Annotated in this window: 19 protein-coding genes, 1 pseudogene and 1 riboswitch; of the genes and pseudogenes, 7 read left to right on the top strand and 13 right to left on the bottom strand. The window is 50.7% G+C overall.

Annotation, left to right across the window (positions count from 1 at the left end; genetic code table 11):
* Positions 1-7 precede the first annotated feature (7 nt).
* Together PQG83_RS09965 and PQG83_RS09960 are read left to right on the top strand one after the other, a co-directional pair.
* Entirely contained in the window at positions 8-148 is a 141-nt protein-coding gene (locus PQG83_RS09965; RefSeq protein ID WP_312748967.1) for a hypothetical protein, read from the top strand.
* A 72-nt stretch (positions 149-220) separates the two neighbouring features.
* Positions 221-664 (top strand): CBS domain-containing protein, encoded by a 444-nt coding sequence (locus PQG83_RS09960; RefSeq protein ID WP_312748965.1) that lies wholly within the window; start codon positions 221-223, stop codon positions 662-664.
* A gap of 22 nt (positions 665-686) precedes the next feature.
* Here PQG83_RS09960 and PQG83_RS09955 read toward each other — a convergent pair whose 3' ends face one another.
* From PQG83_RS09955 to PQG83_RS20975, 5 genes and pseudogenes are all read right to left on the bottom strand, one after another.
* The gene (locus PQG83_RS09955) at positions 687-3749 is read right to left on the bottom strand and encodes a PAS domain S-box protein (protein WP_312748963.1); all 3063 of its coding nucleotides are present in this window, start codon (positions 3747-3749) and stop codon (positions 687-689) included.
* Between the two features lie 15 nt (positions 3750-3764).
* Complete coding sequence (locus tag PQG83_RS09950) at positions 3765-4226, bottom strand: response regulator (RefSeq protein WP_312748961.1); 462 nt, start codon at positions 4224-4226, stop codon at positions 3765-3767.
* Complete coding sequence (locus PQG83_RS09945; protein ID WP_312748959.1) at positions 4213-5793, bottom strand: sensor histidine kinase; 1581 nt, start codon at positions 5791-5793, stop codon at positions 4213-4215. The genes PQG83_RS09950 and PQG83_RS09945 overlap by 14 nt, the downstream gene beginning before the upstream one ends.
* Positions 5794-6844: 1051 nt before the next feature.
* Entirely contained in the window at positions 6845-7186 is a 342-nt protein-coding gene (locus PQG83_RS20980) for a DUF488 domain-containing protein (protein ID WP_376753590.1), read from the bottom strand.
* A gap of 75 nt (positions 7187-7261) precedes the next feature.
* Positions 7262-7840: pseudogene (locus tag PQG83_RS20975) on the bottom strand (DNA-3-methyladenine glycosylase I); the annotation flags it as partial.
* 323 nt (positions 7841-8163) lie between these two features.
* Between PQG83_RS20975 and PQG83_RS09935 the strand changes: the two are divergent.
* Positions 8164-8610: a hypothetical protein gene (locus tag PQG83_RS09935; RefSeq protein ID WP_312748956.1), complete on the top strand. Its 447-nt coding sequence runs from the start codon at positions 8164-8166 to the stop codon at positions 8608-8610.
* A 117-nt stretch (positions 8611-8727) separates the two neighbouring features.
* Here PQG83_RS09935 and PQG83_RS09930 read toward each other — a convergent pair whose 3' ends face one another.
* Complete coding sequence (locus PQG83_RS09930) at positions 8728-9093, bottom strand: cupin domain-containing protein (RefSeq protein ID WP_312748954.1); 366 nt, start codon at positions 9091-9093, stop codon at positions 8728-8730.
* A 594-nt stretch (positions 9094-9687) separates the two neighbouring features.
* Here PQG83_RS09930 and PQG83_RS09925 point away from each other — a divergent pair.
* A complete protein-coding gene (locus PQG83_RS09925) occupies positions 9688-9945 on the top strand; it encodes a hypothetical protein (RefSeq protein ID WP_312748952.1) in 258 nt (85 codons plus the stop codon).
* A 9-nt stretch (positions 9946-9954) separates the two neighbouring features.
* Here PQG83_RS09925 and PQG83_RS09920 read toward each other — a convergent pair whose 3' ends face one another.
* The 4 genes from PQG83_RS09920 to PQG83_RS09905 form a co-directional block, all read right to left on the bottom strand.
* Complete coding sequence (locus PQG83_RS09920; RefSeq protein WP_312748951.1) at positions 9955-12810, bottom strand: Ig-like domain-containing protein; 2856 nt, start codon at positions 12808-12810, stop codon at positions 9955-9957.
* Between the two features lie 67 nt (positions 12811-12877).
* Positions 12878-12959, bottom strand: a riboswitch (cyclic di-GMP riboswitch).
* A gap of 1140 nt (positions 12960-14099) precedes the next feature.
* Positions 14100-15338 (bottom strand): FG-GAP-like repeat-containing protein, encoded by a 1239-nt coding sequence (locus tag PQG83_RS09915; protein WP_312748949.1) that lies wholly within the window; start codon positions 15336-15338, stop codon positions 14100-14102.
* Between the two features lie 633 nt (positions 15339-15971).
* Positions 15972-16661, bottom strand: a complete 690-nt coding sequence (locus PQG83_RS09910) for a DUF2490 domain-containing protein (RefSeq protein WP_312748947.1) — start codon at positions 16659-16661, stop codon at positions 15972-15974.
* A 63-nt stretch (positions 16662-16724) separates the two neighbouring features.
* Positions 16725-16883 (bottom strand): hypothetical protein, encoded by a 159-nt coding sequence (locus PQG83_RS09905; protein ID WP_312748945.1) that lies wholly within the window; start codon positions 16881-16883, stop codon positions 16725-16727.
* 405 nt (positions 16884-17288) lie between these two features.
* Between PQG83_RS09905 and PQG83_RS09900 the strand changes: the two genes are divergently transcribed.
* Genes PQG83_RS09900 through PQG83_RS09890 form a run of 3 tightly spaced genes read left to right on the top strand, consistent with a single transcriptional unit; the run spans position 17289 to position 20564 of the window.
* On the top strand, positions 17289-18395 hold the full coding sequence (locus PQG83_RS09900; RefSeq protein WP_312748943.1) for a saccharopine dehydrogenase family protein: 1107 nt from the start codon (positions 17289-17291) through the stop codon (positions 18393-18395).
* A 36-nt stretch (positions 18396-18431) separates the two neighbouring features.
* Positions 18432-19952 (top strand): L-piperidine-6-carboxylate dehydrogenase, encoded by a 1521-nt coding sequence (gene amaB / locus PQG83_RS09895; protein WP_312748941.1) that lies wholly within the window; start codon positions 18432-18434, stop codon positions 19950-19952.
* A 15-nt stretch (positions 19953-19967) separates the two neighbouring features.
* A complete protein-coding gene (locus tag PQG83_RS09890) occupies positions 19968-20564 on the top strand; it encodes a VOC family protein (protein WP_312748939.1) in 597 nt (198 codons plus the stop codon).
* Positions 20565-20598: 34 nt separating this feature from the next.
* Here the strand turns inward: PQG83_RS09890 and PQG83_RS09885 are convergent, their stop codons facing one another.
* From PQG83_RS09885 to PQG83_RS09875, 3 genes are all read right to left on the bottom strand, one after another.
* Positions 20599-20988, bottom strand: coding sequence for a hypothetical protein (locus tag PQG83_RS09885; RefSeq protein WP_312643091.1), 390 nt, complete (start codon positions 20986-20988; stop codon positions 20599-20601).
* A gap of 12 nt (positions 20989-21000) precedes the next feature.
* On the bottom strand, positions 21001-21858 hold the full coding sequence (locus tag PQG83_RS09880; protein ID WP_312748937.1) for a hypothetical protein: 858 nt from the start codon (positions 21856-21858) through the stop codon (positions 21001-21003).
* A gap of 339 nt (positions 21859-22197) precedes the next feature.
* A complete protein-coding gene (locus PQG83_RS09875) occupies positions 22198-23376 on the bottom strand; it encodes an SGNH/GDSL hydrolase family protein (protein WP_312748935.1) in 1179 nt (392 codons plus the stop codon).
* Positions 23377-23718 lie beyond the last annotated feature (342 nt).

The following is a 23718-nucleotide window of genomic DNA, read 5'->3' as shown; positions in this document are numbered from 1 at the left end:
TGAGTCCATGAGAAAAGAGTTTCCGGGCTGGATGATGGTGAAACTGTGGTTGTTCAGCCCCCGTGTGGCAGCTTGGGGGGAAGGAATGGTCGAAGGTCTTATTTTTAGCCTCATAGCCTTGGGAATGTGGAGAGTGGTTTTAGATTGAAAGATCTGTGGTGCCGGTTCGTCTTTCAACACATACGCTCACACGATTTCCCTTTATGAAGGAGGGTGGATTATGCGACGCGTTGATTATATTGTCGGGTCTCGTGACTTTAAGGGACTCATTGCCGAGCAATTCATGCAAGATGCCGTGTATGCCTATCATCCTGAGGATTCAGCAGAAGCGTTGGCGCAGACGATGACCGAGGAGGGGTTTGGAAGTGTGCCGATTGTCGACCGTGACCAGCATTTGCTTGGGATTGTCAGCGAGTTCGATCTTCTCCATGCGATCAAAGAAGATCGGTCTTTGGCCGGCGTCCCGGCGAGTGACTTGATGACTCCTGCCCCGGTGACCGTAAAACGGGAGACGCCGGCTATGGAGATTATTGATCGATTGGAAGGGAAACATCTGATCCGAATGCCGGTGGTCGATGAGGAGGGAAAACTCCTCGGCGTCGTCGCACGACGGGATATCCTTCTCGGGTATCTGAACGCGACACGACAGACAAAAGTGTTTTAGACGTGAAGCCTGAGGTTGTGAGTTATACCTTAGGAATTTCGGGCTTGGAATGTGACAGGATGTGGGTCAGCGTTTGGCTCAGTTGATCCAATAAAATGGGCTTATAAAGGAATGCGGTAATCCCCTGTTCCGAAGAATTTTCCTTGTCAATCGTATGACTGAACCCCGTACAAAGGATGATTGGCATATCCGGGCGTACTTTGAGGATTTCTCGAGATAACTGGTCTCCTCCAAGTCCGGGCATCGTTTGATCGGTGATGAGACAGTCGAATCGATGGGGATTCATGCGAAATTCTTCAAGGGCCTCCAAGGGATTTGTCCGGACCGTGACGGTATAGCCCAGATGCTCCAGAAATTCTTTCAAGACTTCGGTAATCGATATTTCATCATCCACAATCAGCACGTGTCCACTTCCAGGACTCAGGGTGGAAGGCTTTACATGAAGGGAGGAGTCGGTGGGGACCTGGTACTCGGGGATGGAAATGAGAAAGGTGGTTCCATCCTTTTTGGAAGACTTGACCGAAATGTGTCCTCGGAGATTTTCTACAATGCCATGTACCACGGACAATCCCATTCCGGTTCCTTCTCCCACGGGTTTGGTGGTGAAGAACGGGTCGAAAATTTTTGGAAGGATATGATCGGGAATCCCAGGGCCGGAATCACTGACGACGATCTGCACATACCTTCCGGGACTCAGTGTCGGTGGAAATTGCAAGTTGCCATGTTCAATGATGATGGCATGAAGGTCGATGTTCAGGGTGCCGCCATGGGGGCGAAGGGCATGTTCCGCATTCGAACAGAGGTTCATGATGATTCGTTGTATTTGAACGGGGTCGGCAAACACCATATTCATGTTGTGATGACTACCAAAATGTAGCTCAATGTTTGAGGGAAAGGTGGCCCGAAAAAGCGCAAGGGATTCTTCGATAACCGGGCCCAGATCCACCGGACGAGGATGGTGTTCGGTTTGCCGGCTGAAGGTGAGGATCTGCTGGATGAGATCCCGGCCACGTTTGCCCGCGATTCCGATTTGCTCAAAATATTTGTTTGCGGGATCGCCTTGGGGATGTTTCCAAGTTCCCATTTCTGCCCACCCGAGGATCGCCATCAGGATATTATTGAAATCGTGGGCGATTCCTCCTGCAAGGGTTCCGATGGATTCCATTTTTTGTGTCTGTCTGACATGCTGTTCCAGACGTTTTTGCTCGGTGAGATCTCTCCATATGGCGGTCACGCCTGAAATTGTTCCGTCCGACTCTACATAGGGATTCAGCTTCACCTCCATGAAGCGCACGTTTTCTTCAGGAAAGGTCACATGCTGATGAAAGCAGACGACCCGCCCTTTTCGACAGTCATCTAAATGGCTTTGGAGTTGAGATTCAAATAGTTCCGTTCCGACAAAATCCCGAATGTGACGACCGGTGATTTCCCGGGCAGGAAGATTGAAATATTCACAAAATCCATGATTCACGGCTTGCAGGCAATTCTTCTCATCTAAAAAGCAGAGAAAGTCGGAACTGGTTGACACAATTTGTTCATACCGACGGAGCGCTTTGGTTGCGTGATATCGCTGGGTGATATCCCGCGCCACGGCATAGATGGTTTTTTCCTCAAGCTGGGGAGTGGCACGCCACTCCAGCCAGAGATAATTGCCACGGATATCACGGATGCGGTTCTGAAAATCCATTACATCTTTCTCTTCAGCGAGTTGATAGAACGCTGCCTGGGTGGATATCCGGTCATCCGGATGAGTGAAAAAGATCAATGGTTGGGATAGCAGTTCTTCCTGGGTGTACCCAAGAAGTTTTTCGAAGGCAGGATTGGTTTTTTTCAGATACCCGTCAATGCCGATGCTACACATGAGATCCAGGGAGAGGGAAAAAATGTGATCTCGTTGGATTTCCGCCTTGAATTGCCCGGTGACATCGATCGATACCCCTCCCAATATCGGTGGACGGTCATGTTGGAGAATAGGAAATTTGCAGGTTAAAAACTGATGGAGGCCGTCATTAAGTGGAATGTCCTCGATGATTTCCAGGGATTGACCACGAGAGAGCACCCAGTCATCATCGTATTGGAGCTTTGCCGCCGTGTCGGGAGGAAAGACCTCGTGAACGGTTTGGCCTATCCAGTTTTTGAGATCAATATTGAACACCTGCTCAAATTCCGGATTCAGATACATCAAACGATATTGTTCGTCTTTCATATAGGCCAATCCCGGAAGATGGGCCATGAACTGTGCAAAGCGTTCCTCGCTGGCCTGAAGGGCTTCTGACATCGTGGTGCGGTCGGTAATATCTTCTGCCAGCCGGGTGATCCGATATGGATGCCCCCCTTGATTGTGGTTGATGAGGCCGCGTTCATGGATCCAGCGTGTCGACCCGTCTGCTTTCACGATTCGATAAATTTCGTTATATTCTCCGCTGATATTTAACTTGAGATAGGCGTTCCTGATACGGTCCCGATCCTTGGGATGAAGAGCTTCAAGCCAATCCAACGGGTTTTGAGCGAGCTGAAGAGCCGGGCGGTCCCAAATCCGTTCATAGGTCGGGCTGACATACAATAATCTTCTTGGTTCGTGAAAGTCGGTTAGCCAAAAAATCCCCTGATAATGCTCCATGAATTGGTGAAACCGTTCCTGGGCTTCTTTGAGCGACAATTCGAGTAACTCATTTTTTATTTTCAAACGATGATTCTGGATGACTTCCGTCACGAGCGCCGGCAATAAATCCAAGTAGTCGCTTTCGGACGCTTTGACCAAATAGTCATTCACTCCGGCTTTGAAGGCTTCAATGGCAATCTGTTCGGATCCATTGCCTGTTAAGAGAATAAACGGCGATACACATTTCATCTGACGCAGGGTGCGAAACAGTGTGAGGCCATCCATGCCTGGGAGCTTGAAGTCGGCGATGATGACGTCAAATTCCGAAGGAGCGTGTTCCAGATGGCGAAGGGCTTCCTCCGCACTTTCACATTCAAGAAGGGTGTGAACGTCCTTCTTCAGGGAACGGCGGATCGCGATTCGCTCATGGGAATTGTCTTCGACGAGGAGAGCTGATAATCCGGGATCCTGGACTAGGGACATGGGTGACCCGTTCGGTTAAGCTGTTAATGGTTTGGCATAGGGTTCCACGCAACTCCAGAACGTCCGTAGGGATTTCAAGAGATTGGCAAAGTTGGCGTACCCGACCGGTTTTTTGAGAAACGCCGTACATCCGTATTCATATCCCTTGTTCCGGTCGGTCTCGAGGGTTGAATTCGTGAGAATGATGACAGGTAAAAACCGGAACTGGTCTTTCGCCCGAATCGTTTTGAGAACCTGATGTCCATCCAGTTTCGGAAGTTTGAGGTCAAGTAGGATGAGGTCAGGATCAGGAAAAATGTTCGATTCCAGATATTTTCCTTGATGAAACAGGTATTCCAGACATTCTTCGCCATCCGACACAATATGCAGATGATTTCCAAAGCCGAATTGTTCCCAGGCACGTTTGGTGGCCAGGACATCGTGGGGATTATCTTCCGCCATTAAAATCGTTAAATTCCTGGTTTCATGCATCATCATAATTTTCTCCAATCGGTACCGTAAATGAAAAAATGCTGCCTTTGCCCAATTCGGACTTCACGCGGATTTCTCCGCCAAGCCTGCACACCGCATTTTTGACAATCGCCAAGCCGATGCCGGTTCCCTCATATTCCCTGTTCGTATGCAATCGTTCGAAGACCTGGAAAATTTTATCCTGATAGGGTTCAGAGATCCCAATGCCATTGTCCTCGACGGTAAAGGTGATCACGCCATGAAATTCCTGCCTCCAATTCATCTTCAGAATTTTTGGGGAGGAGTGGTTGAATTTGACTCCATTGGCAAGGAGGTTCTGGAAAATCTGTTTCACCAGATGTTCATGGCCAAGGACTATCGGCCATTCAGCTGGTTGATGAATCTCCACGTCTTTGTCGAAATTCAGCAGGAAAAGCGTTTTGGCAATGATGTTCCCGACATGACAGACCTGCGGAACCGAATCTTTGATATTCAACCGGGAGAGTTCAAGGAGATCGGAGACGAGCTCTTCCGCCTCGCATACGGCGGTGGTAATGCCGTTCAAGTACTCGGTTTGTTCTGATGAAACCTTTGTAGACAAATCTTCCAGCAGAAAATCCGCATAATTATGAATTGCTCTCAAGGGTGTTCGTAAATCGTGCGAAACGGCATAATTATAGGCTTCCAGTTCCTGATTCTGGTTGGCTAATTGTTGGTTGAGGCGTTTGAGCTCAGCTTCGTGTTGTTTTCTGGCTGAAATGTCCACGACTGAACTGAGCACCATGAGGCCGTCCGGCGTGCTGATGGGGTTCAGGCCGATTTCTACGGGAAATTCACTTCCGTCTTTGCGTCGGGCAAACAGATCCCGTCCGGCCCCCATGGCCCGGGTGCTTGGGTTTTCGAGAAATGCCACCCGATGTCGGGCATGGTTCTGCTGAAATCTTTTAGGAACGAGGGTGTCAATGGATTGTCCGATTAATTCATGTTGTGAATACCCAAAGAGAGTTTCAATTAATTTGTTGGCAAAGACCACGTTTCCGAGATGGTTAACAATTAACATGCCACTTGGAAAGGCATCAACAAACACGCGTAGCCGACGCTCCTTGTCTTCCAAATCATTTTTGGTCAGCTTCAAATCCTCGAGGAGAACAGACATCGTTTGGTTTTGCTCTTTGAGTTCCTTCGTCTGCAAGCCATATTTGACTTCGAGATCTTCTTTGACCGTCTGGAGTGCCTGTCGGGAAGAGATATTTTTTAGAGTCATATATCCCGTTACCAAAACGCAAAGAGTCGATAGGGAGCGATTAATAACCGCAGTTTCATATCCTAGCCTTGAAATAGAGCCCCAATAGCCGAGGAAAATTAAAAATATTGCGCCGATTATCGCGATTTTTGTGGTCCAGGGATGATTGAGGGGGAAAGTGGCCACGACGACCAGAATGTACAGACTGCCCATACCAATCCCCAGTGGGGTCAGGCAATCGGCCACGAAGATCCCCAATGCCAGCCCCACAATGAGAGCCCTATGAAGGTTTGGCTGTGGCTGTTCGGCTGTTACGGCGGGAACATCCATGGTCAGAGATTTGAATGACATGTTATCGACTCACTTTTTCCATTGGTCCATACAATGAATGAGTCATAACAGGAAGCCCGGGATGATTCGATGCACGGGGGAAATTGATTACAGGGGATCGCGTTATCCGGACTGCCGGAGCTGGATCTGATGGCAGCCTGAACTCTCCGAACATCATCACTGGAGGTAGTCTATGGTACAGAAATTGGACGAAACGGTTCATGCTCCGGCGCACCACATGGCCATAATGTGGAGTCCTCACGCAGGACTCGTTTTGGTCAAACGATGAACACCAACATCATCCGACCTTTGGTTAATGATGACTTAAGGAAACGACGAATGCGCACCTGAGAAAAATGATTGTTCTATCAAGCCGATGTTTGAGAATAATGTTGAATTTGCCGGTACATTGGCAAACCCTCGATCATGCTGCTCCTTTCCATGAGCAATTGGATCGAACGTCTGACATCTCTCGACATGATAAAAATAAGGGCAGGATGAATGGGAATGAAGAATAATTTAAAATAATGAGAAATAGTAACGATTTTTTTTATTATTCGCAAGGAAAATGCTTTCAATTTAAGAAGGTTAACTTCAAAAAAGTTTCTTATGGAAGTTCCTTAAAACAGGATCATGAACCGTGCTAAACCCTCTGGGTTTGATCCTTCCGAAATCGGTACGGACGTGTTTACGTAGAATGAATTGAGAGTCCAACATCACTGGTCCGGCTGGGTTCTTCCAATAAATCATCCACTGCCACAAGGCCTGATTATTTTTGTGGTGCCATTTCGTGGCGAAAAGGGCGAGTGGCAGCAGACCCTGCTAGGATCGAAACGGGATTCTCCCGGCAGGGATTGAATCCCATAATGGTTTAACAATATTTGAACGAAGACCGTATTGGTCCAGAGACGCGTATCGCCGACGTCATGCCCCATGTCATTGCCACGGATTTGACTTGTTGGTAAGTGACGTTGGCTAAACCGGCCACACAGGCGATTCCGCATCCTGTGAGATCCTCCTGAAGTCCGCTTTCATGTGGGTTGATCAAAAGCTCTGGAAGAATACAGGCCCCTCATCTAAAATGACGAGCGAGATAGACTTTCAGGGCGACCGCATGATTGTATTTCTCGTTCTTGGCCGCAAAAAGAATAGTCACCGGACTATATCGGGCTCGTTGCCAAAGATCCTTCACGGCATTGATATTCTGATCAAGCTCGGTGAAATACCGTGTCTGAAATTCTTGCCAGCGGGCCGGGTCATGCCGGAACCAGCTACGCAGTCTTGTTGACGGGGCAAGATCTTTTTGCCACAGATTGACGCAAGCCGCTTCTTTTGAAAGTCCACGTGGCCACAGCCGGTCAATGAGAATCCGACATCCGTCATCCGGGGCAGGGGCGTCGTATACTCGTTTGATCCTGATGGTGGAGGGGGCTGCTGGTCGGGAATGGCCCGTTCCTTGAAAGGTGGTCTGCGCGGAATGGTTTGAGGGATGTCGAAAGCAATCCGTGGTATGGTCATTGACTAATCCGGCCGCTTGCATGTGTGCGTAGATCACGGTACTCCCTACAAATTTAAACCCACGCTTCTTGAGATCATTTGAAAGGGCGTCGCTCTGAGAAGTGGTGGCTGGAACTTGTGCCATTTCATTCCAGTAATTGATGATTGGGGCACCTCCCACAAAGTCCCAGATGTACTGATCAAAAGATCCGAAGGCTTCCTGAATTGTGAGAAACGCTTTGGCGTTCGTGATGGCCGATTCAATTTTAAGGCGATTCCGAATGATCCCGGTATCTTGAAGGAGCGCCGCTTTTTTTCTGGAATCGAAGCGTGCGACCTTTTCGGGATCGAATCCGGCAAAAGCGCGACGATACCCTTCACGACGAAGGAGAATCGTTGACCAGGATAAGCCGGCCTGTGCTCCTTCCAATGTCAACATTTCAAAGTGGCGTTGGTCTTCGTGAACAGGGATTCCCCATTCTTCATCATGATAGGGGATGAAGTGTGGTTTGGTGCCCACCCATCCGCAGCGGATAGGTTCCTTCCCTAGAATGGTGGTTGTGCGTCCCATGGGAAATCATTGGCTTTCTGCGGAAGAACATTTTTGTGTGCCATGGCCTTAAACCATGAAAACTTCTGTGCAAGGGAAGCCAGGTGAAGGCTACGAATTCCTGAACAGGCTGTCAACGGATCTTTCGGGACTTCATTGCTCTTCAGGTCTTCAGTGTGAAGGTCTCTCATTTGTAGGGCTAGGTGAAGCCATGATAAAATGCCTCATGCCTTCAATTGGAGGGGGAGATGAATAGGTTCATGATGCAGTTCCCGCCAAAGTCCTTCCGGTTAAACCGTTGGATCATATGCCTGCTAATCTCTGGAGGAGGAGTAGGTTTGACTATGAGCAATCCTCATGCCTTTGCAGAAGCCACCAATGTTCCCTGGGAATGTTCCGGATATTCTGGAGATGCTCAAGCCCGATGCGTGACCACGTTGATGGAGCTTCAGCAAGAAAAGATCGATACCTTGGCAAAACAATTGAAGGCCCAGGAGGGGATAGTCAACCAGCTCAAAGAGAAAGTGGATCGTCAGGAAGCCTTAGCCCTGAGCCAAGTTCAGACCTCTAAGCAGAATTCCCGGTATCGGCCGCCTTATGTTTTCCCCTACGCGTACTCCTATGGTTCTTCCTATGGCTATGCCCGGTTTCCACTGAACGGTTTCTACCTCCATTCTCCATGGGGATATTCACGCTATTACGGCCAGGGTCCAGGATATTGGGGATATGGGCCTCCTGCAATAGGGTTTGGGTTCAGGTTTGGGGGAGGTCATCGTCATCACCACCGGTAAGCATTGCATTAACATCTTTAGCCTCTTTTGGACATCTCCAATTGCCACGCCCGTGGGCGGATTATTAGCCGGCGGTTAGGACTGGCTCTCTGTTGGGTGCTTTCATGGAAACCTGTTTCAATCCGGATCGCGATGCACGGTCTCCGGGGAAAAGGCCTGGGTACACACCGCGATATACTCAGCTCCCTCAGGGCCCGGGGTGCTGTATCGCACCCATTCATTGCGAAAGGCGATGACCGCCTGACCGGCATTTACCTCAATCACCCCTTCTTTCGTTTCCACCCGCAATTGACCTGACAGGACCAGAGTATATTCATCGAACTCCGGCGTCTGGCCGGGCTCTTCCCATCCGGAAGGACTGTGCATCCGCGCAATGCTGATCTGATCTGTGCCGGAATTGACCCGTCCGATAAATTCATCGATGAGTTTGGGTTTATTCCCTGCAGGTTTAATTCTTGTGGGTTGCTCGATCAGTTTAGCCATCCTGTTTCATTGACCTCCTCTTTGTGTATTGAAGCGCATCAGCCGGGGACTTCCCCTTGTCAAATTTTATCCCCGGCCTACTGGCCCGGCATTGTTCTCATTTTTGTTGCACGCTTGATTGGTTGATATCGTACTTGCCATTAATTTTTCCATAGGCCGAACGAAACTCCTGTAACCAGGACGAACCAATCAAATGATAGGTCGCGCGGGGTTGAGGAAAACAATGTACAGTCGTTGGATTTCTTTATCCAATGGGTTGAAATTGTAAAATTTTTAAACATTGAATATGGCATTTCTCAGGAAAAACTTTTGAAGCCATTTTACACGTCATAACAAAACAGTCCAATAAATACCAAATTAAGAATAGCCTCAGATACCATCTGGCAGCAAGGAAGAGGTGGATTCAAGTTTGAAGTGCCACGCCTTCTGTAGGATGATTTGTGGCTTTGTAGAAATGGTGCGGTATCATGAATAAGATCCTAGCCTTGTCTGTCAAAATTAATCTACACGCTATTTATTTCACGAACAAATTGTAGTCTGATTGCACCGAGACTTTCAGAGGGGTTGTGCGAACCATCTCCCAACAAACTATTTATGTCAGTGCTTATCGGGTTTGCCAAACTGGCGGGGAGGAGTTTCAGTATTGATGGCGGGACGGGCAATGCCGATATGGGGGTCGAATGTGTTCCATGCATATCCTTGGAAGTTGTATTAGGACCAAGGGGTCTGTTGGATATCCGTGTGCCGCGTGGGAGTGCGGCACGAATGATTATTCCGGACAGTGGGTTTCTATTAACAGCTAGCCGGGATGGCCAACGAGACCATCCCAGGTCGGCGTTCTTGTGTTTTTAACCTTCGTGCCTACCGAATTTCCCAGTCTGTGGAAGCGGCACCGGGAAAGCCTACGGAAGTCCTGGTTAGGCCGTCCATCAGCCATACCGCCACCGCGCCGCTCGTCTCATTGCGCCAAATGATATCCGCGCGTCCGTCCGCATCCACATCACCTACTTGCACAATCTGCCACGTTGAGGCTACACCGTCCAGTGAGCCGGTGGAGGAGGGAGGCGCCGTCCCGTTCATCAACCATACGGCCGTGCTGCCATTCGTGTGCCGCCAAATAAGGTCCGCCTTGCCGTCACCGTTCAGATCCCCGACTCCGTGAATGTCCCAAGCCGTCGAGGCGCTGCCGGGAAAGCCTACGGAAGTCCTGGTCAGGCCGTCCATTAGCCATACCGCCATTTTGTCGCTTTTGCTATGTCGCCAGACGAGGTCCGCCTTGCCGTCCCCATTCAAATCCCCCACTCCCGCGATCTCCCAGGCTAAGCCCACACCGCCCAGTGAGCCGGTGGAAGAAGGAGGCGCCGTCCCATTCATCAACCATACCGCGGTGCTGCCATTCGCGTGCCGCCAAATAAGGTCTGCTTTGCCGTCACCGTTTAGATCCCCGACTCCGTGAATGTCCCAAGCCGTCGAGGCGGTGCCGGGATAGCCTGTGGAGGCTATGTTCACGCCGTCCATAAGCCACACGGCCACCGCACCGCTCGTGCTATGGTGCCAGACGACATCTGCTTTGCCGTCTCCGTTTAGATCCCCCACTCCCTTCAGGTCCCATTCCGTAGGCAACTGGCCAAGAAATCCCGAGTCGGCAACGCTTGTGCCATTGAGCAGCCACCCAGCCACGTGCCCGGTTTTCGTATTCCGCCAAACCAGGTCGGCCTTGCCGTCCCCATTCAGATCGTGATTTTGGGGTGAGGGTGGAGTGCTGGTATTGCTCACCGTGACCGTGACGGCTGTGGCGGTTTTCGTATTGCCCGCGGCATCGCGGGCAATGGCCGTGAGAGTGTACGAGCCATTCGGGACGGTGGTGGTATTCCAGCTGGTGCTGTAGGGATTGGTCGTATCTTCGGTCCCGAGGTTGGCGCCCTGGAGGCGGAATTGCACGCCCGCGACGCCGACATTGTCGCTGGCGCTGGCACTGACTGTCACCGTGCCGGAGACGGTGCCCGCGCTTGGGGCCGTCAGCGTGACCGTCGGGGCGGTCGTATCTGCCGGCGTATTGCTCACCGTGACCGTGACGGCTGCGGCGGTTTTCGAATTGCCCGCGGCATCGCGGGCAATGGCCGTGAGAGTGTACGAGCCATTCGGGACGGTGGTGGTATTCCAGCTGGTGCTGTAGGGATTGGTCGTATCTTCGGTCCCGAGGTTGGCGCCCTGGAGGCGGAATTGCACGCCCGCGACGCCGACATTGTCGCTGGCGCTGGCACTGACTGTCACCGTGCCGGAGACGGTGCCCGCGCTTGGGGCCGTCAGCGTGACCGTCGGGGCGGTCGTATCTGCCGGCGTATTGCTCACCGTGACCGTGACGGCTGCGGCGGTTTTCGAATTGCCCGCGGCATCGCGGGCAATGGCCGTGAGAGTGTACGAGCCATTCGGGACGGTGGTGGTATTCCAGCTGGTGCTGTAGGGACTGGTCGTATCTTCGGTCCCGAGGTTGGCGCCCTGGAGGCGGAATTGTACGCCCGCGACGCCGACATTGTCGCTGGCGCTGGCGCTGACCGTCACCGTGCCGGAGACGGTGCCCCCACTGGGAGCCGTCACCGTGACCGTCGGGGGCGTGGTGTCCGCTATGGAGCCACCCTCTGATTTGACGAGAACGGAATACATGCTGTAGGCACTACCGGCATTGCCCCCGAGGGTAATGGTGCCAGCGGGGAAGGACCGCACAAACAGGCGGTGGGTAGTATCCGAGGTCACCAGATTCGCGCCGGTATCCGTAAAGGTGCTCAACCACGATGGTTTTTGGATGAGACGCACGTCATGGGCGACAGACACCGACACAGGTTGATTGACCGTAAAGCTCAGAAAGGAGGCATTGGTCGCCCCTTTGTCCGCATTGGCGGTTTGGATATACGCGGCTCCCTGCACGTTAGTGGGAACCGTCGTAAAGGTATAATTGCGGTCAATATAGACGGTGCCCCCAGCTTGGAGGCTTGTTCCAACCACGTATGGTTGTTCACTGGCGACGGTCAGATTGGAAATAGTGAGTCCTGAGGAGGGTGGTGGCGTGCTGGTATTGCTCACCGTGACCGTGACGGGTGCGGCGGTTTTCGTATTGCCCGCGGCATCGCGGGCGATCGCGGTGAGGGTGTAGGCGCCATTCGGCACGGTGGTGGTATTCCAGCTGGTGCTGTAGGGATTGGTCGTATCTTCGGCGCCGAGGTTGGCGCCCTGGAGCCGGAATTGGACGCCGGTGACGCCGACATTGTCGCTGGCGCTGGCGCTGACCGTCACCGTGCCGGAGACGGTGCCCCCACTGGGAGCCGTCAGCGTGACCGTCGGGGCGGTCGAATCTGCGGGCGGTGTACTTGTGGGTATAGTAATTGTTGCTTCTGTCGAGGGAGTGCTTTCATTTCCTGCTGTATCAAAGGCGGTCGCAATAAATCCATAGGTTGTGCCTCCACTGAGCCCGGAAACGATGGTTGAGGGGGAGGATGGATTATTGGGAAATCCTGAAAATACGGGTTGTCCAAAATTTTGAGAAGATAACGTCCGTTTGTAAATTTTATATCCTGCTAAATCCGATTCGGTATTTGCATTCCAGGTTAGTTGGATAGAGGAGGCCGAATACGCGGGGCTAACGAACAACCCGAAGAGGAGAAGCGCAAGGTGTGCCGTATGCGCGATTACGAAACCCAAGGTGGTGGTTGGTCGGATCATACTCTTCTCCTTGTCGTATTCGGATCGAAGTCCGCATTTTCTCCTCCCCCTATGGATTAGGTCTTCCTTCGGTAGCCGGACGATCAGGCGATACTACCTGACTCCTGGCATTGCGGCCCTACTTCACAGTAGGTGTGCCCTTTCGGGAAGAGGATTGTTTGAACTAATGGGTGGTCAAAGTCTGTATCCCTTCATTTTTGATTTTTTCGCACCTCTAAACGGTCTGGCGAACATTTCGGAGAAGTAAGGAAAAACTTTAGAGAGAATTAGGATGACGAGGCGATTGGTCAGAAATTTTAGAAGAGCAAACACGAGAAATTATAAAAACCGAACAAAAAGGCCATCGAAATAATGAAATACTTGAACGCATTTTTTTTGGAAATTCCATCCGTTCATTCTAAAAAAATATATATCATTAGGGTTCTCTGCGAATTGAAAATCGATTGAAACTTTCAATTCGGTCAAAATGTGATCATTTCAATGCTTTCTCTACCATTGGGAAGATGTAGGAGATGAAGGGACGTGAAGTGTAAATAAGAAACTTGGAGCGGCTGGTTCTTTGGCATTTTGAGGAATGCCCGCCTGCTGTGGAATATGTGACTTCGAGCAATCCAATGGGTGAAGGTTTCCCCTTACACCTTATGAAGGGGAATGCTAATGGTTGCAGTTAGCGATGAAGCAAGGAAAACGACTAATGGTTCCATGAAGTGGTTTCAGGCTGTTAACTATGCGGATTGATTGGTTGGCAACAATTCTGTGGGCTGATCCGAATACCCCTACAAACATTTTGGGAATCAAGGTAACCATTTTCGGGGTCGTGGGAAGGGGGAAGAAGATCTCTCCCTATTCACGGGAAAGCCTATCCTCGGTAGGGGATTTCTGCCGACAGCAAGCAGGAATAACCTGTTTGACGGGAGATGGGCTCCTGATTATTCATGCCATAGCTGCTGTGAGGAAAAGAGATTTCTTCTAATGCTTGAAAACACCCCTTGCCACAACAAGGGTAGGATGATGAAGTCAAAATTTATGGGGAAGGCGATATTGGGGAGAAAATTTCCCCTAGAGAGGGGTTTATTCCTGGTGGAGAACCGGATAGGAAGCATGTTGTTGGTGAAGGAGATTGACGTGAGGTTTAGTCCGTTCGACAGTTTTCTTTCCATTGCCAGTGGTTGGAGTCGATGATTTATCCCCTTTCCCCTTTTTAGTACTTATTCTGAGGAGTCCATTCGCTGGGATAGTCCACAAGCCCAATCCAGATAAGCGTTTTTGTGTTTTTCTACAATCCTGTTTTACTGAATTTTCCAGTCTGTGGAAGCGGCACCCGGAAAGCCGGTCGAGGTGATGGTCACCCCGTTCATTAGCCATACCGCCACTGCGCCATTGGTGTTGTTGCGCCAGATGACGTCAGCCTTGCCATCCCCATTCACATCGTGAGCTCCTGCTATCTGCCATGCAACCGACACCGCCCCCGGGAAGGCGGAAAGGGCAATCCTCGTCCCATTCATGACCCATATGGCGGTGTTGCCGTCAGTGTGGTTGCGCCAGACCAGATCGGCTTGGCCATCGCCATTGACATCTCCGACGGCCTGAATGGTCCAAGTCGTCGGGGCGCTCCCGGGGAAGCCGGTGGAGGTGATGGTTAGGCCGTTCATTAGCCATACGGCCACCGTGCTGCTGGTGCTATGACGCCAAAGGACATCCGCTTTGCCATCCCCATTCACATCGCCTACTCCCGCGATCTGCCACTCTAAGGGGACACCTGCAGGGAATCCCGTTGCAACAATCGTCGTCCCATTCATGAGCCAAATTGCGGTGTGGCCATCAAGGGTGTTGCGCCAGACGAGGTCGGCTTTGCCATCGCCGTTGATATCCCCAACACCCTGAATGGCCCAAGCCGTCGACGCGCTGCCGGGAAAGCCCGTGGAGGTGATGGTTAGGCCGTTCATTAGCCATACGGCCACCGCACCGCTGGTGTTATGTCGCAAGATGATGTCGGCTTTGTCGTCCCCATTCAGATCGTCCACTCCACTTAAGGCCCATTCAGTGGACAACTGCCCCAGAAAGGCCGAGGCTGTGACGCTTGGGCCATTGAGCAGCCACACTGCTATCTGGCCCGTTTTCGTGTTGTGCCAGACGAGGTCGGCCTTGTCGTCCCCATTCAGGTCCTGATTTTTTGGAAAATTTGGATTTGTGTTATTTGTTGGAAGGGCTATAGACACTTCCTTCGCGGGTGCACTGATGTTTCCGGATCGATCATACGCGGTGACCGTAAAATAATATGTGATTCCCCCCACTAGGTTCTGGAAAATGTATGAAGGGTTGGGACCGACATTTTTTGTGGTTTTGTAAGATCTTTGGGATGTGCCCATATGCACGTAATATCCCATGAGGTCAGGTTCCGGACTGGCATCCCAGGTTAGTTGAATGGAAGAAGCCGAGAAAACGGGGCTAGAAGACAATCCGAGGAAAAAGGCAAGGCCAATCGTAATTCTGGTCGCAAAGCTCAAGGAGGGTATTTTTCGGGGCATACTCTATTCCTTCTGACATTCGGACGGCAGTCCTAATACTTTTCATGATGCTTACCCCCTCCTTGGGTGGCTGGATGAAATCAGGTGCGTACCTGACTACTGGATTTCGCAGGTTATCTTATAGTAAGCGGGCCTTTTTTGAAAAGAAGCCCTTATGAATTGATAGGCTTTCGCTAAAGATTCCTCTGCATTCTTATCCCCACATCTAAATGAATGGGCTGTCGATTGATTCAGAGAATTAGGGAAACATCAAATTAGAAGGGACTCTTGGTTTTAGTCAAACCATGGGTCCCGAAAAAAATAAATAGAATGATAACGAATTTTATAGGAAGGTCATTCTAAGAGAATATAGGGTAAAACATGTAGTTGCCTCATAATAGAAGGAAATTTTTCATGATAGAAATCATGAATAAGAGGTTGAGAAAAGTGTTTTTAAGAAAATCTTCGAACAATCGTCAGGGGGCTCAGTTGGAGTTTTTTATGCAGAAGGTATGCTGGATATCACATCCCTATATTAAAATTTGTGTTGAATGTCTTTAATTTGAATGGAAAATAAACCGGAGATGTTATCGAATATGGGATTTGGGACACGATCATGGTATGTCGACCTTACTAGGATAGGGGTGGAAAATATTATAGATTGATGAAGAACTGCAGAAGAAGAATGTGGTTAGCTTGATTGGCCAGACCCGAAAGGGCTGTGTTAATGAGCTGTAATTGGTAACCCGCATCCACATTGAGATTTGGGGAGAAGGTATAGTTGATGCCCAGAAAAAACCGGTTTTGATCGAATCCGGCTTCAGGTCCCTGGCGGATGGTATTGAGATTCACAAAAATTTCGTCGTAGACCGCGAGGGCCAAGGTCGGATAAGCCGGTAGTGGGAAATCCCCACGAAGCATGGTTCGGGCGCGAACGGCTGTCCCGATGGCGTGTTGGATCCACCGTTCTTCGATACGGGAGCGGCTGAGCAATTTAAACGTTGCAAATTTGTTGCTATAGATGAGTTGCTGGAAAATTCGATGTTCCTGAGAGTAGCGTGGATGGTAGTTGGCTACCCAGGCGTACCCCTGCCAGAGTGAGATGGTAGGGGTAAGTTGATACCCCACTGCCGGCCGGAGAAGTAGTTGGTCGATTTGTGAGGCATCGTCGGAGAACCGGGGATTGGCTTCCATGTACCCTTTGACCGGTCCGGAAACAGGAAAATTGAGATACACAGGTGCCCATAGTCGAAAATCCTGAATAGGCTCGGTGCCTCCAAAGCAGAAGGCGGGTGCCCACAGTAGGCATCCGGCAACGAAGCCTGCCAGTATTCTTTTCTTCATTATTTTTGAATTCACCCTGTTCCCCACCCCCACCTCATCGTAAGACTCATCCTTCGTGCTTTCCTAGGAATGATCGAAATTGTGAAAGACCATGCCTTCCATGACTCCATCCGCTGTTTCCATTCGGGTATTGGCGGAATACTCGACCTGCGGGCCTTCCCATGCGAGGAGGGGAGCTGCCAGTCCGATACTTGCTACAAGCCACACGAGGATTACACGCATCACGAGATTCTCCTTTTTGTTAGAGGATGAGTGCCGATGCACTCTCGTCGAATCTGTGGGAATGTTGCCCCTAGTTGAAATGGTGGATGGCTGAAGTGTGAAGGTGTTTTGGGGGGTCATGTTTTAGGAAAGCACCCCTTCGGGAGGGAAACGCTACTCTTTCCTGAAAATCCTGTCAATTGGAAGTTTAGCCACTGAAACTTAGGACGATTAGTCGGATCTGGCATCGACTTTTCCTGCGTTTTGGCGGATGCATAGGGACTGGAAGGTACCGGCCCCGGATGATTGGAAAGTCTTGACCGAAGAGATTCATCTATTCTTTTTTCTTGGGTTCGAGTCTACTCTCATGGGTGTCAAAAAGGGTAAAATATGTCAACAGAGGGATTTTTTAAAAAAGGGTGGCGTATGCCAAAAATTTGTATTCTGGGAGGGGGCAAAATCGGATCTCTGATTGCCACATTACTGGTGGAGTGCGGAGACTTTGAAGTGGTGTTGGGAGATGTTGATCCGGAAGTGGTTGCCAGGCTGAAGGAGGAAATCGCCCATGACCATTTCCAGGTGTCGTCTGTCGATGTCCAAGATGGCAAAGCCCTGGGTCGGTTTATCGATTCGGTCGGACCGGAAGGCATTATTTCCTGTCTCCCGTATTTTTGCAACCAGGCGGTCGGAGAGCAAGCTCGCGCGTGTGGGGCAAATTATTTTGATTTAACCGAGGATGTGGAAGTTACAAGGAAGATTCGTGAGGTGAGTGAGGGAGCGTCCTCGGCATTTGTGCCGCAATGCGGATTGGCCCCGGGATTTATCAGCATTGTCGCGCATGAACTCATGACCCGGTTTGAGACTGTGGATATTGTGAAAATGCGGGTAGGGGCGTTGCCGGTGAATCCCAGCAATGTGTTGAAATATTCGCTGACGTGGTCGACGGACGGCTTGATTAATGAATACGGCAATACGTGCTATGGGATTGAGAATAGTCAGGAAGTGTCTTTGCTGCCTCTCGAAGGATACGAAACCATTTCGATCGATGGATTGTTGTACGAGGCCTTTAACACCTCGGGTGGGTTGGGTACGTTGGCGGATACGTATGCGGGCAAGGTCAGGACAATGAATTATAAGACCCTGCGCTATCCCGGCCATTGTGAAAAAATTCATCTGTTGATGAATGACCTTAAACTCAATGATGACCGGGAGACCTTGAAGCGTATTTTGGAAAAGGCCGTGCCGAAGACCTTGCAGGATGTGGTCCTGATCTATACGTCGGTGACGGGTCTTCGAAAAGGAGAGCTCTATGAGGAAAATTTTGTACAGAAGATCTATCCACAGACGATTGCCGGTAAATTGTGGTCTGCGATTCAGGTAACGACGGCAGCCGGGATGTGCAGTGTGGTCGACCTGGTCTTTGAGCGTCCCGGGACGTATCGGGGATTTGTGACCCAGGAGACGTTTGATCTGCCCTCAATCCTGGATAACCGGTTCGGGCGGTATTTTCAACCGTATGATTCGTGCTCGTGATGAGCCTATGGTGTGATAAAGGAAATGGAGCGCGTGATGGATGTCTTCCATGAACTGGGGTTAAAAGCGGTAAATGCCGGCGCGTGTTCCGGCCAGGGGCGTTGGATGTCGACGACCGCCGAGGGTCTGCTGGATTCGGTGAATCCTGCGACGGGACAGGTTCTGGCCCAAGTGAACCGGTGCTCCGGGGCGGATTTCGAGGCCCTCATTCAGGAATCGCAACGGGCATATCGGGAGTGGCGGCAAGTTCCCGCTCCGAAGCGCGGGGAGGTGGTGCGGTTGATCGGGGACGCATTGCGCGCCAAAAAAGGTGCGCTGGGGTCCCTGGTCTCGATGGAGGTAGGAAAGATTAAGGCTGAGGGCGACGGCGAAGTGCAGGAGATGATCGATATGGCGGATTTTGCGGTGGGGCAATCCCGCATGCTGTATGGCTTATCGATGCACTCCGAACGGCCACAACACCGGATGTACGAACAGTGGCATCCACTCGGCGTGGTGGGGGTGATCACGGCCTTTAATTTTCCCGTTGCCGTATGGGCGTGGAATGCGTTTCTGGCCGCCATCGCCGGCGATACGGTGGTGTGGAAACCTTCCCCTAAGGCCGCCCTCTGTGCTTTAGCCGTTCAGCATATCTGTAACCAGGTGATGGAGGAGCAGGGTGTTCCGGGGATTTTTTCCATGTTCATTACGGACCAGGTTGAATTGGCGCAGACGATGGTGGCTGATGAACGCTTGCCATTGATTTCGTTTACCGGTTCTGTGTCCGTGGGGAAAAAGGTCGCGAAAGTCGTGGGCCAACGATTGGGGCGTAGTCTGTTGGAGCTTAGCGGAAACAATGCCGTGATTGTCGATGAGACGGCTGACTTGGATCTGGCCATACCTGCCATTGTCTTTGGGGCTGTGGGCACTGCCGGGCAACGATGCACGACTACCCGCCGGTTGTTTGTGCAGGAGACACGGTATGAGGAGGTCGTGAAACGTCTGCTTCGGGCCTATCAGCAGGTTCGGGTGGGTAATCCGCTGGACGAAGGGGTGTTGATGGGGCCGCTGATCGATGAGCGGGCTTTGGAGGAATATCGTATTGCTCTTGAGGAAGTGTTGCAGGATGGTGGACAGATTCTCTCTGGCGGGGGTGTGATCGAGGGCCCTGGGTTTTTTGTCGAGCCGACGATTGTACGTGCTGAGAATCAGTGGAAGGTGGTGCAGCGGGAGACGTTTGCGCCGATTTTATATGTCATGCCGTATGCCACATTAGACGACGCGATTGCTTTCCAAAATCAAGTGCCACAAGGGTTGTCGTCTTCATTGTTCACCTTGCATGTGCGCCATGCCGAACAGTTTTTGTCTGGGCAAGGGAGCGACTGTGGGATTGCGAATGTGAATATCGGCACCTCGGGGGCGGAGATTGGAGGCGCCTTTGGTGGAGAGAAAGAAACAGGCGGGGGGCGAGAGGCCGGTTCTGATGCCTGGAAAGCGTATATGCGTCGGCAAACCAATACGATTAATTGGGGGACGGAGCTGCCGCTGGCGCAAGGAATCACATTTTCTGTGGACTAACCAGGGAGGAGAGCGATGAATCAGGGTTCCGAACTCGAACAGGTGATTACGCGATACATTCACGAATATGCTGCCAAAAACCATGCGGCGGCGATTGTCAAAGGTGCGTTGGAGGAGATTGGCATCGGGCTGTTCCCGGTTGTGGATCATATCACCGTGCGCACGTCGTCGATTGATCCACGGGCCGAGGAATTTCTGTTATTGGGATATGCCTATTCTGAAACATTGGAGTATGACGACTGGTGGGCCAAGGTCTACCGGGCACCCGGATGTCCCGCCTTATTTGTTGATCAGGCGTATGCGGACGAACGGGGAAAGACGAGTATTATTCCCGGATGGGTCAAGCACTTCGGGGATCGCACCCTGCATCATATTGCCCTGCGCGTGGCGGAGATCGAAGCCAGTATGGAACGGTTGACCGCCAAAGGGGTGAAGTTTGCTGGACAGATTGTGGGGGAACGGGGAGCAGATCTCCGGCAGATTTTTACCATGCCCGAGCAAGTGAACGGTCACGCGTTTTCAGTCTTAGAATTGACTGAGCGTCATCGGGGGTTCCAAGGATTTTCCCCGCCGCAAGCCAATAGTCTCATGCAATCGACTGTGGCCCGGTGAGGGCTGTATAAGGAGACGGGAAAGACCGGGGGACCTACACGTCGGCAGCTTCCAGGACAAGTTTAGCGTTTTTGGCAATGGCGCCTGGGTCTTTAGCCACGATTGCTGCAGCAAGGCCGACCGTGGCGGTAGCGACTTTGATTACTTCACCGACTTTTTCTAATTTCTTGATCGCCCGCTTGGCTTTGCCTACCGAACTTTTAATGCTTTGGGCATTAATCTCTGATTCTTCCAAAGCCAACCCCACGGCCTTCGTGGTCATGTCCGAAGAGGAGTTCAACAGCGACCATTCCTCGTCTTCTAAGTCGCGCCGTTGTGTCGGGGTCAGATTATTCCAATTGGCAAACCGGTAATTTCCGAGGTTAATGCCGAGATCACGGAATTGTTTGGATAATTCAAAAGCGTCTTCAGCGCTCAAAGGCATCACAGTCCTCGCTTACAGTTTTTTAATGGTTTCCAGTAATGACCGAAGGTCTTTGACGGATTTCCCAACCTGTTGTAATACTTCTTTCTTTGTCAAATTCTGACGTTGATCAAAAAGTCGTTGGTGCCCATCAGAAATTTGGTCCAAAACTTTCCCGTATATCTGAACAGCTTCAGATCGTTCGTGTACCTGGGACATTCTGAGGTCTTTCCATTCGGCTAACGCGGCTTTCCCTGCGGGATCTTGGGATTCCATGGTCAGAGTCATGTAATAATTTTGGATGGCGGCTTCTTCAGTTTGGAGATCTCCGCCAAACCCGTCTGACACGATGCGGTGTAAGGATTCGAGTACCTGTTGAATAGGCGTGTTGGCTTGTTCGATAAGATTCTGAAGTTGATCTTGTCGCCATCGTTTCACCGCCACGGTGGTCACGATGCCGGCTATTTTTTTAAACGCTTCTGCCTCTTTTGGAGTGGTGGGGGCCTGAGACTCTAAGGCAGCCGAGAGTTGCGCCAGTTCTTCGGTGTTATCAACCACTTCATCAGCCGCGAGACGCCCCAGGGATTGCATGTATGTCTCGATAATTGATTGGCGGAGGAGTAAAGACGTTTTTTGTGAGGCACGGTTCTGGGCCATGGCATCAAGATTGGCATGGCGACTTGGGGGTTGATAGCGTTTTTGCCGCTGAGGAAAATCCAGGTAGTCATCAACCAGGGTCGTGTACTGAGCAGATTCTGCGGACAGATTGGCAAAATCTTGAATGGCTTTGAGGTTTGTCGTGCAGCCTTGCGTGAAGGCGACCAGGACCATCGAACTGAAAACAATCGTAATGAAACGCAGGCGGGAGAGCGAAGTGTAGCTTGTCATCATCCTTCCTGAAGTGAACTGATCCGGAGAAGAAGCTCCATAGGTAATGGAAGATGTATGCGTTGAGGGGCACCATAGGTGATTGGGAAAAAAGTGTCAAGAGAGATTCACCTTTCTCCTCAAGGCGAAAATATGTTGGAGGGCTGGAGGCTATAGAAGATGTTTTTGATTATATATCGAACCGAACTTTCTTGGGACAATCCCGTCATATGCACAGTCGAAAGCGACCGCAAATAAGGAACAGGGAACAGGAGGTCTCTGGGAGTGATAGTGGCGAATGATTGGTAGTACCTTATCCACTGGATTTCGGCGATAGGGTATCGTGAGACCTACATGATGTCTTTATAGTATGGAAGGATCCTGACATATCCGTTCGGAAATCAATTGCGCAGCTAATTCGTGACCTTGTTCATTCCAATGCCCAGCCCCAAGTTTCGTATTCGGGAATCCGTGAAGATGCACGTGATGTTGGTTCGCATGCCGCTGAAAATCATACAGCAGATTGAGCACGGGAAAGCCTTCGGATTCCCCAAGTGCTCGAAGTCGTTGCTCCGGATAATCTAGTTTTTGGGTAGCAAGACGCTCCTGCAACAATAGCCTACCTTCCTGGTCGATTTGATCAGGACTTGTGGTTGTGACCAGAAAAAACTTTGCTCCATGCTCCAGTACTTCCTGATGCATTAATTTCAAAATGCCCTCGGTAATGTCCCATGCCTCACGATGGATCGGTGTCTGGGGTGGGGCATACACAAAGTCTGCCAGTCCTCCCTGGCTAGAGCCCTGTTCCTGACTAACTCCGATTTGCCGTACCGCCAGCACCCGCTTGGCTTGGTTGAGTAATTCCAAAGTACGAAAGTGATGTACTCCCCAAAGAAGGAGTTGATATTTGAGCAGCGGTGGAGACCACTCTTGAAAATTGTACACCAGTTTCAATTCTCCTCGATTAAGATGAAAGTACGGACGAGGGATATACTCAGGTTCGCGGAGCTCCGCCCGGGGAAAATTGTCGATGAGATCATTCCCGCTGAAAAACATGGTGAGCACAAGGTCGGGGTCATAGTCCCAGCCACGGGAGCGTAGGGTGATTAATTCTTCAGCATTTCCATACCCTGGAACACCAAAATTAATAATCTCCACATTGTGCGGGAGTAATCGCGCACATGATCGGAGCTGTTGTTCGACTTTTCTGCCGAAGGTGTCTTCCAGCATGACCTGCCTTGCCTCCGTATAGGAGTCTCCCAGGAGCAAAATCCGGTATGTGTTTTTTGGCTTTTGAAGTGGATGTTCGACATCCCGAAATCCGGCTGAGTTAATTTTGATGTAGGCGTTTCCCTCACCATGAAACCACCCTTCCATTCCCGGTTCAAGAACCCGTCCTCTTTCAGGGTCAAACCCGTGGAATACCGGATAGGATATGTCCAATAGACGAAGCCCGGCTTCCGCAATCAGGAAACCTCCAAAGACACCTATCAGAATTAACAGGCCAATTTTCGCGAAGTAATTGAAATGGTTTTTGCTCACCGTAAGTCATCCTCCTCTATCTCGTCATCGGCCTTTCTCATTTTTCCTTGCAGCGGGGAGAACATCCCCCGTACTCAATGATAAGTCCTAAGGGTATTGACCACGGGCCTATTCCAAAGTGATCCAAACTCCCCGAAAAGCGTTACAACGGTTTTCGTTTCTGACGAATGGGGGAAGTAACATGTTTCATGAAATGTGGAAGGATTGATTTTGGCCAAAGCAACGACTTCCACCCCATTATCCGGCAATGCCAGGGAACTGATGGACGTCCTCGACTACGGCAAGTTTGTCCTCTCTAGGTTCAGATCGGTTTTTTACACGTTCAGCTTAAATGAAAGAATG

It is taken from the genome of Candidatus Nitrospira neomarina (assembly GCF_032051675.1).
GTDB lineage: Bacteria > Nitrospirota > Nitrospiria > Nitrospirales > UBA8639 > Nitrospira_E > Nitrospira_E neomarina.
Note: the sequence above shows the minus strand (reverse complement) of the source record. Positions and strands in the feature narration are given on the sequence as shown.